This is a genomic window from Microcoleus sp. MON1_C1, from assembly GCF_036701945.1.
GTDB lineage: Bacteria > Cyanobacteriota > Cyanobacteriia > Cyanobacteriales > Microcoleaceae > Microcoleus.
Genome location: NZ_JAUBRO010000002.1, coordinates 1 through 14716 on the forward strand (window position 1 = coordinate 1; position 14716 = coordinate 14716).

The 14716-nt window shown below is 45.8% G+C and carries 13 protein-coding genes and 1 pseudogene; 4 read left to right on the forward strand and 10 right to left on the reverse strand.

The window, feature by feature from the left end:
- Positions 1–126: pseudogene (locus QUA62_RS01245) on the forward strand (photosystem II q(b) protein); the annotation flags it as partial.
- A 156-nt stretch (positions 127–282) separates the two neighbouring features.
- Here QUA62_RS01245 and QUA62_RS01250 read toward each other — a convergent pair.
- The 6 genes from QUA62_RS01250 to QUA62_RS01275 all read right to left on the reverse strand — a co-directional run bounded on the left by QUA62_RS01250 (position 283) and on the right by QUA62_RS01275 (position 5083).
- Entirely contained in the window at positions 283–1179 is an 897-nt protein-coding gene (locus tag QUA62_RS01250) for a hypothetical protein (protein WP_333402038.1), read from the reverse strand.
- Positions 1180–1313: 134 nt separating this feature from the next.
- Complete coding sequence (locus QUA62_RS01255; RefSeq protein ID WP_333402039.1) at positions 1314–1616, reverse strand: hypothetical protein; 303 nt, start codon at positions 1614–1616, stop codon at positions 1314–1316.
- 141 nt (positions 1617–1757) lie between these two features.
- The gene (locus QUA62_RS01260; protein ID WP_333402040.1) at positions 1758–2390 is read right to left on the reverse strand and encodes a glutathione S-transferase family protein; all 633 of its coding nucleotides are present in this window, start codon (positions 2388–2390) and stop codon (positions 1758–1760) included.
- 62 nt (positions 2391–2452) lie between these two features.
- Positions 2453–3436, reverse strand: a complete 984-nt coding sequence (locus tag QUA62_RS01265; RefSeq protein WP_333402041.1) for an aldo/keto reductase — start codon at positions 3434–3436, stop codon at positions 2453–2455.
- Positions 3437–3590: 154 nt separating this feature from the next.
- On the reverse strand, positions 3591–4040 hold the full coding sequence (locus tag QUA62_RS01270) for a pyridoxamine 5'-phosphate oxidase family protein (protein ID WP_333402042.1): 450 nt from the start codon (positions 4038–4040) through the stop codon (positions 3591–3593).
- Between the two features lie 134 nt (positions 4041–4174).
- Positions 4175–5083, reverse strand: coding sequence for a DMT family transporter (locus tag QUA62_RS01275; RefSeq protein WP_333402043.1), 909 nt, complete (start codon positions 5081–5083; stop codon positions 4175–4177).
- Positions 5084–5384: 301 nt separating this feature from the next.
- Between QUA62_RS01275 and QUA62_RS01280 the strand changes: the two genes are divergently transcribed.
- Positions 5385–5849: a glutathione S-transferase family protein gene (locus QUA62_RS01280; RefSeq protein ID WP_333402044.1), complete on the forward strand. Its 465-nt coding sequence runs from the start codon at positions 5385–5387 to the stop codon at positions 5847–5849.
- A 20-nt stretch (positions 5850–5869) separates the two neighbouring features.
- Here the strand turns inward: QUA62_RS01280 and QUA62_RS01285 are convergent, their stop codons facing one another.
- The 3 genes from QUA62_RS01285 to QUA62_RS01295 all read right to left on the reverse strand — a co-directional run bounded on the left by QUA62_RS01285 (position 5870) and on the right by QUA62_RS01295 (position 11404).
- Positions 5870–8755 (reverse strand): tetratricopeptide repeat protein, encoded by a 2886-nt coding sequence (locus tag QUA62_RS01285; RefSeq protein ID WP_333402045.1) that lies wholly within the window; start codon positions 8753–8755, stop codon positions 5870–5872.
- Positions 8756–9224: 469 nt separating this feature from the next.
- The gene (locus QUA62_RS01290; RefSeq protein WP_333402046.1) at positions 9225–10256 is read right to left on the reverse strand and encodes a caspase family protein; all 1032 of its coding nucleotides are present in this window, start codon (positions 10254–10256) and stop codon (positions 9225–9227) included.
- Between the two features lie 131 nt (positions 10257–10387).
- Entirely contained in the window at positions 10388–11404 is a 1017-nt protein-coding gene (locus QUA62_RS01295; RefSeq protein WP_333402047.1) for a Gfo/Idh/MocA family oxidoreductase, read from the reverse strand.
- Between the two features lie 129 nt (positions 11405–11533).
- Between QUA62_RS01295 and QUA62_RS01300 the strand changes: the two genes are divergently transcribed.
- Together QUA62_RS01300 and QUA62_RS01305 are read left to right on the forward strand one after the other, a co-directional pair.
- Positions 11534–11716 carry a hypothetical protein gene (locus QUA62_RS01300; RefSeq protein WP_333402048.1) on the forward strand — a complete coding sequence of 61 codons (183 nt, stop codon included), beginning with the start codon at positions 11534–11536 and terminating at the stop codon, positions 11714–11716.
- A gap of 213 nt (positions 11717–11929) precedes the next feature.
- Positions 11930–12229, forward strand: a complete 300-nt coding sequence (locus QUA62_RS01305) for a ferredoxin (protein ID WP_190663602.1) — start codon at positions 11930–11932, stop codon at positions 12227–12229.
- A 345-nt stretch (positions 12230–12574) separates the two neighbouring features.
- Here the strand turns inward: QUA62_RS01305 and QUA62_RS01310 are convergent, their stop codons facing one another.
- On the reverse strand, positions 12575–14230 hold the full coding sequence (locus QUA62_RS01310) for a SpoIID/LytB domain-containing protein (RefSeq protein ID WP_333402049.1): 1656 nt from the start codon (positions 14228–14230) through the stop codon (positions 12575–12577).
- Positions 14231–14716 lie beyond the last annotated feature (486 nt).

The window sequence follows — 14716 nt, forward strand, 5'->3', positions numbered from 1 at the left end:
GTCATCAACCGCGCTAACTTGGGTATGGAAGTAATGCACGAGCGCAATGCTCACAACTTCCCGCTCGACTTGGCTGCAGGTGTTACAACTCCCGTAGCAATGGTTGCTCCTTCTATCAACGGCTAAGTTTTAGCTTTTGATTGATAAAAAGCGCTCCTAGAAATAGGGGCGCTTTTTGTTTTGGGAAAAATAAAAATATTTTTACCGGCATAAACTCCTCTCAACTATTTTATTAAGGTACATTGCTCTAAGTGACAGTAGAGCATATTATCTGTGTTCGCCCTACCTCCTCACTGGCTGAAATCCCTGCACAAAACTCACCCAGCGTGGTACTTTATCACCTGTAATATCTAGGATGGGAATGTTGAAACTTCTGACAGCGGGGCGACCTACTTCACCAGCCGAAAAAGTCACATTCGTAGGTTCCGACTTACCTAAACCATAGGCACTAGCTATTTGATTAGCAAGTCGGCAGGTTATTTCAAAACTTCCCATATTAATCCTGCCAGCTCCAGCCGCGTAATTCCAAGTAATACCGGGTGTTAAATTCTCTTGTTGACACATAAAGTGGGTGACTTCAAACATTTTGGCAATGTGAACGTCATATCGCCTTAAGCGTCCTCCATACGCCGATGCTGTGGTATCGCTTTCTGGTACTACAATCGATCCAAATCCTTCGTCAAAACCAAGCTTCATCGGGAGTGCTGTGGAACTTGTAAGCGGTTGACTCGCTTGGGGTTGTACGCGAGTCGATGACATCTGTACTGGTTTGACAAATTGACTATTAGCGCGAACGAAACAACCTTGCGCTGCACCAGCAGGGTAGCTTTTTCCTACAAAAAGCCAAGGTAAACCCCTGGTATCGTTGAAAGTACCCGCAGAATTACTAGGAAAGCTTTCAAAACGCTGTCCCTGTTTTAAGGCACCAACTAAAGACCAATTAAAAAACTCAAATGGAGTGCGGTTGTCAGCACGCATAAGTTCTTCAAAAGAAGAATTTGTCATGCGACAATTTAACCCATTTGGGTCTGGATCTACGACTTCCCAATAAGTATGATAAGCTCTTCCCATATAATCCCCTTGATTATTAGGACTAGGGAGAGGTGCAGTAGAACCCAGCGTAGCTGTTCCTAATGCCAGAAGAGTGGAAAGAGTAATGGTTTTTAATTTTTTTAACATGAGTATCAGTTTTCAAACGCTACATCTATTGGCAATCAAATAGCGTCGCACGTCTTCAAAAATCTCGACCCCCCCTCATGGGATGAAAAGCCGATTCACACCCATATAGGCATTAATATTAAGTACAATCTCAATTAGACGTTCAACACAAAGTGCTCGATATAATAGACAAACATTCGGGTGAGATAAAAAAAACGCTTTCCCTGAATGCGACGCACGGAGACCGAGGTAGCCCCATGTAATGTTTCTGGTAGCCGCAGCTCGTCTGGATAGCGAAATTTATCTACGGTATATCCCTTATAACTCCATTCCTGACCTATGCTTTTGCTATAGTCCCTGACAAAGTGTTCCTGCTTGGTAAACACCTCCACTCCATCAGTCCTAGGATGGGCATCGGCATTATCTACAAATTGCAAGCCCAGCAATCTCCACTGCATTGATCGGCTTGCATTAAACTTCCTCAAGTCGGTTCTTGACCGATTAAAACCGTCAAGACTGACATAATTTTCATTGTTACGCTACCATCGGGAGCCGACACGCTGATTTCTGCCCCTAAAACCGCTTCATCTTGACTGCAATTACGCGCACACTTTTTTGACGCTGGGCAACTGGCTAACCTGATCCCACCACGTCCGTAGTTTTGGCGTTTGAGCCGTAATCACTTCAAATTCTGGAGTTTGGGAAAGGTAGATAAAGATAGGAATCAGATAGAAATCAGCTATGCTCGCTTGGCTGCCGAGGAGATAGGGGCTAGCCGTAGCTAGCGACTCGATCGCCTCTATAGCCTTTTGTGCAGGCGCGATCGCATTTTTGACTTTAGCCTCATCTGTGTTACCCCCCTGACTCGGCACAATCAATCGCTGAATCACAATGGTGGTAATCGCAGGGCCATAGAAATAGCTATCAATAATCGCCATGATTTGACGCATCCGAGCTTGAAGCATTGGATCGGAAAAGCTAAATTTGCGATCGCCTAAAGTGGCATCAAGGTATTCGGTAATGGCCGCCGTTTCATAAAGCAGTTCGCCATTTACTTCTAGGGTGGGGATTTTACCAAAGGGATTCTTAGCCAGGTACTCTGGGGACTGGCTTTCACCATTGAAGATATCAACGCTTTGGAGGGTATAGTCTGCGCCTATTTCCTCAAGCAGCAGACGGACGGTACGGACATAGGTACTGACGGGTGTTCCCCAAACAATAAGTTTTGACATGATTTATCGCTCCTGAATCAAAAATTTAGCTGTAGTTAAGAATACTTTACTCGCCCCAATTCCTAACGATTGACGGTACTCATATCGGGGTAGCGATCGCCCACTGCAATGCCTAATGGCAGGGCTTTGGCGAGCTGGTCTAGTTCTGCTGGAGTCAGCGTCACAGCAGCCGCTGCAATGTTTTCTTCTAAATATGTGCGGCGTTTGGTGCCTGGAATTGGCACAATGTCCTCGCCCTGGGCTAACACCCAAGCCAGGGCTAACTGTCCAGCTTTGATACCCTTAGCGGCGGCCATCTGCTCTATCTGCTCGACTAATTCCAGATTTTGCTGGAGATTATCGCCTTGAAAGCGAGGATATCGCTCGGCCCGATAGTCTCCCTCAGATAATGTGTCGAGACTCTTGATTTTGCCTGTGAGAAACCCACGCCCCAGAGGGCTATAAGGCACAAACCCAATCCCTAGCTCTCGGCAGGTGGGCAAAATCTCGGATTCTGGCTCCCGGCTCCACAGCGAATATTCAGTCTGGAGTGCCGAAATAGGATGCACTGCTTGGGCACGGCGGATCGTGGCGCTCGCGGCTTCGGAAAGACCAAGGTAGCGAACTTTCCCAGCTTGGACGAGCTTCGCCATTGCACCTACGGTTTCTTCGATGGGAGTGTTTGGATCGACTCGGTGCTGATAGTAAAGATCGATCGTATCTACGCCCAGACGCTTGAGACTGGCATCACAGCAAGAGCGGACATATTCGGGTTTGCCATTCACGCCCTTAAAGCTGCCGTCGCTACCGCGTACATTGCCAAACTTCGTGGCGATGATGACTCGATCTCGATGCCCTTTAATTGCTTTGCCGACCAATTCCTCGTTGTGACCGACACCGTACATATCAGCCGTGTCGAGCAAAGTCACGCCTAGCTCTAAGGCGCGATGAATGGTGGCGATCGATTCTGACTCATCGGCTATGCCGTAGAACTCGGACATCCCCATACAGCCGAGTCCTAGTTCCGAAACCACTAATCCTTGATTACCGAGTTTTCGCTGTTTCATGATGTTTTCCTATTACTCTCAATTTCTTGACGTGTCGGACGGACGATCATTTCATTCACATCACAATCACCGGGCTGCTCAATGACAATGGCATCTGCATCAATGGCGATCGCATAAAATCATTCCTGCTAGAACGTTTGAGCTATCTCGGTTGTTAGCGACTGCTGACTCCATCAGTCGTGCGTCCGCTCATTTCACTCGCGTCGATGCGGTAGATTGCGATCGCTTCTGAACGTCCCTGAGCATCAATCCAGGTTCGATTGATAGCAGGTGAGAGCGTTGGATTGCGCTCTTTGATCAGGTGCATTGCCCGATCGATGTCTTCCTGAACTGTGAGGCGGGAGGCTCGACCATTCACAATCACGCTGCGCCAATGAAGCGGATCGTGTATTTCTTCAACCTGTAGGCAGATTTCTGGATTCGCCTCTATGTCATGAGTCTTCATGCCTTCGGTTGTAAACAGGTAGATGTCCGAACCTTCGAGATAATAATTCATTGGCATCACGTAGGGTTTGCCTTCGTGTATGCAGCCCAGATGACCGTATCCTACTTGGTGTAGCAGCTCGTGTATTTCTTTTGAGCTCATTTCATCAATATCTAACATTACTTTTCTCTTAAAAATTCAGTTGATTGCTAGTATTGAAGAGAAATAGTCCCGGCTTTACATCTGTCGTTAGATGGAATCGATATGTGAAAGTCAATGATTGGACTCAGCAGCCTGTTGAGAAAGCGATCGCCTCACAAATCTTCTGCCCGCTTAATTGATGCTTTTTTACCCGCAGCTACGCTAGCAACAACCAAACAGGCCGTGACTAGGGCGATCGGCTCCAGAGTTTCACCAAGCAACATTGCCGAAGCCAGGAGCGTCAAAAATGGTTGCAATAACTGAATTTGGCCTACCCGGGCAACTCCACCAATTGCCATACCATGATACCAGGCAAAAAATGCGATGAATTGACTAATAACACTTACATAAGCAAAACCGAACCAGGCTATCGGTGAAGCTATCAAGCCTTGTTTTAAGACCACAAATATTGTTGGCAAAACCTCGAAAGGAGCTACAATCACTAAGGCCCAACTGATAACTTGCCATCCACCTAAAATCGGAGCTAATCGCCCACCTTCACCATAGCCGAAAGCAGCAGCAATTACAGCTCCAAACAAAGCTAAATCTGCGGGATGAAGCTGGCCAGCGCCACTAATAATTCCAAAAACAACAACGGTTGTACTACCGACAATGCTCGCAATCCAAAAGCGGAAATCAGGGCGATCGCCAGCTCGCAAAAACCCTGCTATCGCTGTTGCTAAAGGCAACAATCCTAACACCACAGCACCGTGGGCGGCAGGTACTTGCTGCATTGCCCAAGCCGATAGTACCGGAAATCCCAAAACAACTCCCAATCCGACAACTAATAAACTCACAAGTTGCTGTTTTGAGGGAATGGGTTGATGCGTTATCCGCAGAGTAAATGCTGCTAGTATAGCTGCTACTAATCCGCGTCCTAAACCTACAAAAAGCGGGTCTAAATCTATCACAGCGGCTCGGGTTGCCGGTAAGGTCAAGCTAAATCCAACTACACCCAAAAAACCGTAGATTAAGCCGATAGTTTCTGAATTTAAGTGAAGATTTTCCCAGTAGGATTTCATTGACTCTCCAATATGGATCAATTTACGGTGTTCTGGATCGCACCTGATCCATATTACTGCTGAACGTAGTAGTGCGACCTTATGCAGGTATAATGCTACAATAATAATTTGTGAATTTGTCTCTTTCTTAACTATGTCTTCTCTGTGTTCTCTGCGTTATAAAAAAACTAAGGTTGACACTTTACGAATATTCTATCTCTGGGAATTCTACAAAGTTCGCTTGATTTTAACTCAACTGAATATTCCCTTCACTCGCCGAGAAATTGACATTCTCAAAGGAGAAAGTTGAACTACCGAGTTTTTGCTGAAAAATCATAACGGCCGCATTCCTGTTTTAGAAATAGCATCGGGTAAATTTCTGTTTGAATCGAATGCGATTATGTTTTACTTGAGCGAAGAAACTGAGTTTTTCCCGACGGATAAATTTGAACGCGCTCAAGTTATGCAGTGGTTGTTTTTTGAACAGTACAGCCACGAACCTTTTATGGCTACTTCTCGTTTTTGGTATTTGACGGGGAAAGCTGAAGAATATCAGGAAGCACTCCAACAAAAACAAGCACCGGGTTATGCTGCTTTGGGGGTGATGGAACAGCATTTAGCAGAAAATGAGTTTTTTGCGGGCGATCGCTATACTATTGCTGACATCGGTTTATTTGCTTACACTCACGTTGCTGACGAAGGCGGATTTGATTTAACCAGATTTCCAGCAATTCAAACTTGGATCGATCGCGTAAAAAGTCAACCTCGATATATAAAAATTATATAATGAAATTAAAATGAGGCTAATTACATCAAAGCTCGAAATCTTTCATCATCTCGGATACTGTCAAAATCTCGGTTGTGTTTTGCTTCGCTTCGGCTTCGACGAGGTGCAATATCAATCGCTTTCTGTAGATTATCGATAGCCTGTCCAATCTCACCTTGTAGTGCGTAGCAGCAGGCTTTACCGTAATAGCCACTCTCATCCTTAGGATTTTGCTTAATCGCTTGTTCACACTCAGCAATGGCTTCGGTGTATCGACCAGCTCTTGCCAAAATTATGCCACGATTAGCCCTGTATAATACTTCTTTAGGCTCTAAGTTAATTGCTTCATCAATGGCTGTAATAGCTTTCTCAAAATTCTTGAGAAGACTTAATGCTAGTGCTTGAATGTTCAGTGCTTGATGATTCTTAGAATCTATCTCAACAGCTCGATCGCCAGCAGCAAGGGCTTCCTCATATCGCTGTATATCAAGGAGAGCAATCCCTTGATATACCCAAGCATCAACAGATTTAGGAGCGAGGTTTAGTCCTTTTTGATAACTTTCGAGCGCTTCCTCATATCTCTCTAGATTATTGAGTGTCTTCCCTCGATTTACCCAAGCATCAACAGATTTAGGAGCGAGGTCTAGCGCTTTTTTGTAACTTTCGAGCGCTTCCTCATATCGCTCTAGATTATTGAGTATATTCCCTTGAATTACCCAATTCTTAATAGATTTCCGGTCAAGGTCTAGCGCTTTTTTGTGACTTTCCAGCGCTTCCTCATGTCGCCCTAGCTTATAGAGTGAAACCCCTCGATTTACCCAACCATCAACAGATGTAGGATCTAGGTCTAGCGCTTTTTGATAACTTTCGAGCGCTTCCTCATATCTCTCTAGATTATAGAGTGTCTTCCCTCGAGTTACCCAAGAATCAACATATTCAGGATCGAGGTCTAGCGCTTTTTGATAACTTTCGAGCGCTTCCTCATATCTCTCTAGATTGCGTAGTGCAGCCCCTCGATTTTTCCAAGCATCAACATATTCAGGATCGAGGCCAATCGCTTTTTCCAAACTTTCCAGCGCTTCCTCGTGTCGCTCTAGATTGCCTAGAGCAACACCCTGCCCAACAAAAGTGGATGCATTACCTTGATCTAACTCCAGTGCTTTCTGATAGCAATCCAGTGCATCCTTGTAAAGTTCTACACTTCCGAGTAAGTCACCAAGACTTGAAAAAAGAGTATGCTTCAGTTTCCGATGGCAGTGAGTTAATTTTTCACACTGGCTTTTCGCTTGCAACAGTGAATCAGTTCTTTCTCTGAATGTATTGCAACGTAAAGACTTATAGATCAGTCCTGCACACTTGCCTAGACTATCCTTGAGATCGCCAACATATCCCAACAGGGATTGAAGAGATACCTCAATTTGTTTTGAAAATTCCTCAGTTGCTTGTTCCGAAGGAGGATTCTCACCTTCAAATTTAATCTTGTATTTTGTTGGCGGTGTATATATAAAATTCCAGCCAAAGCTGAGAGCTCTTGCCGAATCTTTAAAAAATTTGTCTGTTGCTTTGGGAAGCAGATTCAGGTTCTCTTCACTTATCTCTGCACGAATGAAAGCAAAGGGAGCCATAAATACATCTGGTTCTTTCAGATACACTGCGGTAAAAACCTGTTCAATATATTTTTTGAGTCCTTCGTTTCCATTGCCAAAAAGATTGTAATAGAGAAACTCTGCCATCTGTTCTCGCCACCCCTCATCCTCATACTGATCGGGTAAAAACATTTCAGCAGTAACAAGTTCATCCGCTTGTTGCTTGAAGTAATTGGCTAGTAAAGCATGAGTTTTGCGAAACTGAGTTTGATCCTCCTGAAAATAGGATTTGCGAAAGACATCCCGCGCCACATCATCTAAGCGGTAGTACCCTTTGGTAAACTCAACAAAATATGAGTCTTTCAACCATTCAAAGTAACCCTCTGCATTATCGGCATCTTGTTGTAAGCCTAATTCAACGCTTCCAAGCAAATATTGAATCATCGCCCGATCGAACCATCGACAACAAGCTACCACATACAAAACTTTCCGAATCCGGGGATCTATCCCCTGCAAAAGTAATTCAGCGATCGCTTGGTTTCCTTTGGAAAAATCAGGTTCTTCACCTTGCTCTCGTTGCTTCCGTACCCAATCTAGATAATAGGGTAATCCCTGTGTTGCCTTGTAGATTTTGGCGCGTATACCGCCATTTTCAATGCCAATTTGCTTGAGATATTCCTCTGTATCCTTCCTGCTAAACTTCTTAAGTGGCACCTCAAGGAGCAACTTCCGATCCTGGTTGAGCTTGCGCCAACCCTCATCTGCTTCCAGCGATCGCCGCCCTACAACCACGAGCCTTACTGGTGCAGAAGACAACCCAGTATCTTCGACCAAATACTGCCACAGCCATTGATTCAGGTAAGACTGTGCTTTTTCATAGGTATCCAAAATCAGCACGAGCGATCGTCCTCTGCTTTGGGCAATTTGCATCAGACTTTCAGCAAATGCCTGCGTCAGTTTGGAAACAGGCTGTAACATAAGAGCCTGTAGCTCAGGCTGGTCTTTGGTCGCAGGGTGATTCCGCACTCGCTGCTCGATCCATTCTTGCAAGCTGTCTGCATCCTCTCCGATCCCTGCTAATGCAGAAAAACCTACCCCTGAAACATTAAAAGATGTCGGCTTACTTGAGGTGGAGGTCAAGCCTATTGGGCGTAGCCATATGAAGCGTTCAAACCAGCTTGTAATCTTCCTTGCTTCTTCGCTGCTAGTTGTTTCACCATCAATTGACTCATGACTCAACTTGTATAGAGTTGAGTCAAACTGCTGCTCCTTTTGTTTGAATGAATCAGCGATCTTTTCACCTCCAAAACGCTCAACAGCCTGCTCATGTACCTTTCGCATCAATTTTAGGGGAGTTTCGATATCAGGCGTTTTCGCAAAACAAATCTCCAGAAAATCAACTTGGCCTGCATGGGCATCCTTTAACCGCCCCAGTAAGGTTGTTTTACCAACTCCGCCAGTTCCGCAAATATTGAATAGCAAGGGTTGTCCATCATATTCATTGAGTGCTAAGGCAAAGCGTTCTAATAGCCTTTTCGCCTCATCTCGTTCAATGTAATGTCTATCTGGCACTCGCGATCGCATCGCAGATTGACGAGTCATCTCGGATGGAGACGACTGCTGATTCTCTTTCTTTGCTAATTGCGCCGTTTCTAGTCGTGTTTTCAGACTCTCAACTTCTTGGCGTTTGTCTTTAAGTTCCAAGTTTAGGTGTGATGGAATTGTCAAGCTGGTGTAGCCTGCTGCTTTTCTCTCTAGGTCTGCAAGCACCTTTTGGGCAATGTCCAGTATTTCTTCCAAAGTAGCGCAATCATCCATTCGATTTCCCATCCCTCAAGCGTGCTTCCAATTCTGCCACCTCTCGCCGTTTTTCCTCTAGTTGAATTCGCAGATGACCGGGTATTTCCAGCCTGCCAAAGCCAGCCGCCTGTTCTTCTAGAATAGCGAGCGATCGCTTTGCCATCGCCAAGGCTGGGGTCATCACTTCCTGATTTGTCATCACCCTAGGCAACTCTGGACTCTGGGTTTGGCTGGGCAGTCCCTTGCCGCCGCGCAACAGTGCCACTGGGAAATCCTCCGTCGCTGCATCAAAAAACGGGATTTGTTCTGCGTGACAGAGGTTACGCGCACTCTCTGGAACTGTTTTTCCCAAGTGAGTCATGACGTTGGAAATTGTGACGAGGCGATCGCCCGGTTGATTTGCCGCTCCCTTCAGCGCCTCAATCAGATGATACGTATAGAGACTGAGGATGCCATCTGGACGCACCCAAGAACTTTGATTTCCTCGTGATGAGGTGAACACCGCCCGGCCTTCCCCCTGCTTCAGGGCATCAATCACCCCTTTCGGCAACGCTGTAGGCAAAAAGTCGGCTGGCAGATCATTCTTAGCGGTAGCCATCCCCTCCGCATGACAACTATCAATGATGACCCAGAGACGTTTAGCCTTGATATTGCGTAACTTCTCACTCAAGATTTCGGCTGAAAGGGCTGTTTGTGGAATGGCTTGCTCATTAAAATCATGTTGGAGTAAGTAGTAAGCATTACTGGCGAGGTCAAACGTACCATGCCCAGAATAGTAAATGACGATCGTGGCATTTGGGTCTGCCTCTGCACGTCCTTTTAGCCAGTCCAGACCATCCAAAATGGCACTGCGAGTCGCACCCTGGTTCTGTAACAACCGGACATGATCCGGACTATTGGGATAGGCACAAAAATTTGCGTCAGTCAGCACAGCTTTGAGCGCTTGAGCATCCTTGACTGTTACAGGAAGCGAATAGCCTGGGTCAGCAGTATTGCCAACACCAATCAACAGCGCGTAACCGTGGGTAAATAGATCGGACATCTAAACAAAACTCCAGCACAAAACAACAATCCCTCAACCAGAGTTAATAATATATACTTACTCAACCCAGAATAAACTAAAAAACACAATCAAGCTACCTCAAGAATAAATTCTAGACTAAGCTGTTACTTTCAGGGCTTACTCATTATCGCTACATTTTGCCCGGTTTCGCTCGATAGCCTCGCAGCATCTGCCACTTTCAAAGCGTACAAGCTACTAGCATTATTTACGTACAAAGGCGTACCGTTTGACAAATATTCCAACACCATATCTGTATCTTTGGCAAACAAACCGCGCCGCGTCCCTACTTTGATGTTGTGCCGATTTTCTCCCTGAATTAACTGACCGGATTCAGGAGTAAAAACCAGCGTTCCTGCTTCTCCGTAGATGGTAAAAATGTTTTCCGACTGCCAAAAAGTCTCTCCTTTTCCATAAACAGCTTCAGCCACAATGCCATTGGCAAAGTGCAACTGTGCATTGCACAAACAAGCTTTGTAGAAATCCGGCTGAGTGTCCCAAAATTGAGCTTGACAGTTAACGCTTGTTACTTCTCCGAACAAATCGGTAAATCGGTGCAGTCGCGAAATTGCGCCAACTAACGGAAAGCCAAAGAGGGAATGTTGATAAGTCCACCGCTGCGGGGCTGGATGTTGAGGAGTAATAGTAAGGTAGCGGGCGTAAAAAACTTTACCGATTAATGGCAAAGATTCTTTGATTGCTTGGTGCAAACCGCCTAACAGTTCGATGTGTTCGATGTGAAGGAGTTTTTGCTTTTGGGTGGCAAGTTCGATCGCCCTTTCTGCTTCAGATACGTCTAAAGATAGAGGATATTCCACCACAACGTGCTTGTCATTTTCTAGCGCGGCCAGGACGATCGCCCCGTGATCCCGATTCACCGTACAAACAATAACCAAATCTAAATCGTCTCTTTCTACCAGCTTGCGCCAAGAAACGGCAGCTTCTGCCCCGAACCCTTGACAAAATGCTGCGGTTTTCTCTGGGCTGTGGCCGGCAACCGCTACCAAGTGCGATCGCCCATCAGCTTGAATTGTCTCGGCCCTCAACTTAGCGGCAAAACCAGTACCCACAATCCCCACGCGAATTGGAGAATTAACCGAAAAACCAAAGCGAGTATCAATATTAGTCATGGGATTTGAGATTTAAGATTTTAGATAGTTACAGACTTGCGCTGCAGGGCTTTAGGGTTCTATCGCCCCGATTTTAAGCTGTGGTTGTGGTGCGATTTATTCGATCGAGCCTTCAACACCCAAGTCTTGATGCGATCTAACTATACATTTCACCGCCTGCAGGGACTTGCCTTGCAGCAAGTCTTGCTGAAACTCGATCGACACACCGCATACCAACAACCCGGTTTTTGTACTGTAGGGCTCAAAACAGGATTTTTCCTAGAAACCGGATTATTTAGCGCAAGTCTTGCGGCAACAGTATCACAAGGCTGAACCCAAGATAGGTATAAGTAATCAAGATGAAATTAGAAAAAGTTATAACTAATCCCATTCAAATGTTTTGTAAATAAGTGTGTCAACCTCCCTTCTATCCCCTACTATCATAGAGGGAACGAACCTAAGACCTAACCTCAAAGCTAATAGAGCCTTGAAGTTTGCATTAGGAAAAATTATCAATCTTGTTGAATTTTTGAGAGGATTTAGTGCATGGCAACTTACAAAGTTACCCTCATCAGCGAAGCCGAAGGAATTAACCAGACCATTGACGTTGATGACGATACTTACATTCTTGATGCTGCTGAAGAAGCAGGACTCGACCTCCCCTACTCTTGCCGCGCTGGAGCTTGCTCCACCTGCGCCGGCAAAATCACCAAAGGCGAAGTTGACCAATCCGACCAATCTTTCTTGGACGACGACCAAATAGAGGCCGGATTTGTCCTCACCTGCGTCGCCTATCCCAAGTCTGACTGTACGATCGAAACTCACCAAGAAGAAGCGCTCTACTAAGAAAGGACGCTCTGCGTGATACCCTAAGAAACCCGGTTTCTCGTTTCCAGAATTAAGCTGAAATACGGCAATTATGTTAAGAAACCGGGTTTCTGTGTCTAACATTGCAACAAAGCCGCCAGCAGTCTGTCACTCCCAGCTATGAATTCATAGCTGTTGGAGCAGATAGCTGACCCAATAATTTTAGATTTTAGATGGCAGATTTTAGATTAACTGTGAAACCAATCTAGAATCCCAAGTCTAAAATCTAAAAGTTTTACGGCTAATATTTAGTCCGCAAAGGCGGGCTTTGTTTGTGTAGTGGCGATGATTTAAATCGCCGAGTCTTAGGCAGACTGCGATCGACTATTCGCGCCAAAATGTAATGTTATCGCTGAGCGGCACAACTTGAGCGCCGGGAAAATAAAAGCTCAGAATTTGAGATCCATTCCAGCCCAAATTAGCCAAATTGTAAGAACCAGTCTGACTCATTCCCACCCCGTGCCCGAAGCCGCCTCCGACAAAAGCATAACCGTTGAGAGTTTTGTCTGGATTGTAAATTGGTTCTAGGTAAAAAAGCGTGCTGATCGGGGGGTAAAAAGCATTGCGAATCTCGTCTTTGTCGATATCGATGGGGCCCAAGTCAGTTTGAACCTTCATTTTCAAAACTCGACCTGCGGCCGACCTTTCCACCACTTCCACTTGAGTGACAGTTTTAAGATTAGCCAGCGGGTGCTGTTTCTTCTGAAGATACTGTTTGAGAAATCCAGCAATCGCTGTCAAAGAAGCTGGTTCGCGCCACCGAAAAGTATCTTCTTTTTCCTCATTAAACCCTTTTTCCAAACTGAGAAAGCGGCGGAGGTTGTTTTCGTCAGACAAACTCTGCTTGGACAAATCCCAAATATTATTAGGCGAATCGACGATCGATCGCAAATATGGACGTTCCGCGCCCTGCCACACATCGTTAAAAGAGGCTGTCACGCCGCCGCTAGACGCGGAATAGAGCGCGTCTACTAGCTGATTTTCGTAAGTTAGCACCAAACCAGTCGTTTGGGCGATCGCCTTATCACTTTGCGGGTAAACCTCGGTCAAACCGTGATAAACTTGACAGTTAACATCAGCGCACAACTCGTAATTATCCACAGCAAACCGGCGCAAATTTCTCAGGGCGTAGGTTCTCGCTAAAATAGTTTGAGCGACAATCGCAGCGTAAGGCGAAAAAGCCCCAATTTCGTGAGGAACAACACCCCGCAAATAAGTTTCCGTCAGCACTTTATTCACCAAAGTATAAGTGCCGTAAGCATTTTTTTGCAGGTGCAAACTGCCGCCATAACGGCGAGTTTGTTGAATAGCTTTTTCGGGTTCAGTAGCTGTCGCCTCTTGGGTGGTTTGTTCCAATACCTCAATCACATTTTTCCCGGCCGTCACATCCAACTCATTGCGGTTGAAGCGAAAGCCGTTTAAAACCCAAAATGCCTGGGGTACTTGTTTAAAAACTTTGGAATCCAAAAAAGCTGTTGTGTTCCCTTGAGCTTGCAAACTTTGCAACAGCCAGCGCCGCACCAAAGGAGAGTTGTAAGTATCTCTTTTCGCCCAAACTTGCCAGCGAAAAGGTTGAGCAATTTCTACTTCTATTCCCTGGGCGCGCCACTGATTGGCGCTGTCTTCCGCACTCTCGAAACTGCGGTGGGAGCTCAGAACAACTCGTTCTTCTACTAATGGCGCTTCCAGCGGTTTCGGGGCTATTTCTAACTTGACGCTAGCAGCCGTTTTGGTTTCTATGCCTTGAGGAGTTTTGTAACTCAATGTTAAGCTGTCGCCCGGTAATGCTTTCAGCGTTAGTTTGTCGGTTGCTTTGGTGCCAAACCGCTGCACTACGCCGATTTTGATGGGTCTATTTTGGGGAGTTTGGGCGTATCCCGCAGCGCTGAAAATGGGCAACAGGCACAATGCGGTGAAAACAGTGCTAGAAATGCAGCTAAACCATTTGTAATTGGGAGTTGGAGGTGCTTGAGCGAACACGGTTATCTGTCTCGCGATAGTTGAAGATGGGGGATTTTTGATTGTACGTTAGCACATTTGGCGGCTGCTAGAGCGGGATTCCGGAAGATAGGCCAATACGCTTGAGCTAGCCGTAGGGTGTGTCGCCTGCGATAAATCCCTAAAAAAAGCGAGAATCTCGCAGCGACGCACCTTGCAAAATAGTTGTGCTCTCAGAAACCGGGTTTCTTCGTAGATTTCTCGCTACTAAACACAAAATTTCGTAGAAACCCGGTTTCTAGCCTCCCATGAGAAGCCCTGAAACTATCCAAACTTTAGGTACAGGTGCGTGGCCACTCGAAAAGTCGATATGCAAGTTGGGGATTTTCTGTCGCGATGCACCCTACAACTACTTTAAAGAGAGTATTGAAGGCGATCCATCTATGAAAAGGCATGAAAATTTGGTCAGGGAATCCTGCCGAGAAATAACCTCTAACCAGACAACCGCCAGGGAATTAATTCCCCGAT

Bases quoted from the DNA above. Each gene is read 5' to 3' on its own strand.
- QUA62_RS01270 (WP_333402042.1), bottom strand. From the start codon at position 4,040: ATGTTAGATATTGATGAAATGAGCTCAAAAGAAATACACGAGCTGCTA.
- QUA62_RS01275 (WP_333402043.1), bottom strand. From the start codon at position 5,083: ATGAAATCCTACTGGGAAAATCTTCACTTAAATTCAGAAACTATCGGC.
- QUA62_RS01260 (WP_333402040.1), bottom strand. From the start codon at position 2,390: ATGTCAAAACTTATTGTTTGGGGAACACCCGTCAGTACCTATGTCCGT.
- QUA62_RS01305 (WP_190663602.1), top strand. From the start codon at position 11,930: ATGGCAACTTACAAAGTTACCCTCATCAGCGAAGCCGAAGGAATTAAC.
- QUA62_RS01300 (WP_333402048.1), top strand. From the start codon at position 11,534: ATGCGATCTAACTATACATTTCACCGCCTGCAGGGACTTGCCTTGCAG.
- QUA62_RS01290 (WP_333402046.1), bottom strand. From the start codon at position 10,256: ATGTCCGATCTATTTACCCACGGTTACGCGCTGTTGATTGGTGTTGGC.
- QUA62_RS01255 (WP_333402039.1), bottom strand. From the start codon at position 1,616: ATGCAGTGGAGATTGCTGGGCTTGCAATTTGTAGATAATGCCGATGCC.
- QUA62_RS01250 (WP_333402038.1), bottom strand. From the start codon at position 1,179: ATGTTAAAAAAATTAAAAACCATTACTCTTTCCACTCTTCTGGCATTA.
- QUA62_RS01285 (WP_333402045.1), bottom strand. From the start codon at position 8,755: ATGCGAAAGGTACATGAGCAGGCTGTTGAGCGTTTTGGAGGTGAAAAG.
- QUA62_RS01295 (WP_333402047.1), bottom strand. From the start codon at position 11,404: ATGACTAATATTGATACTCGCTTTGGTTTTTCGGTTAATTCTCCAATT.
- QUA62_RS01265 (WP_333402041.1), bottom strand. From the start codon at position 3,436: ATGAAACAGCGAAAACTCGGTAATCAAGGATTAGTGGTTTCGGAACTA.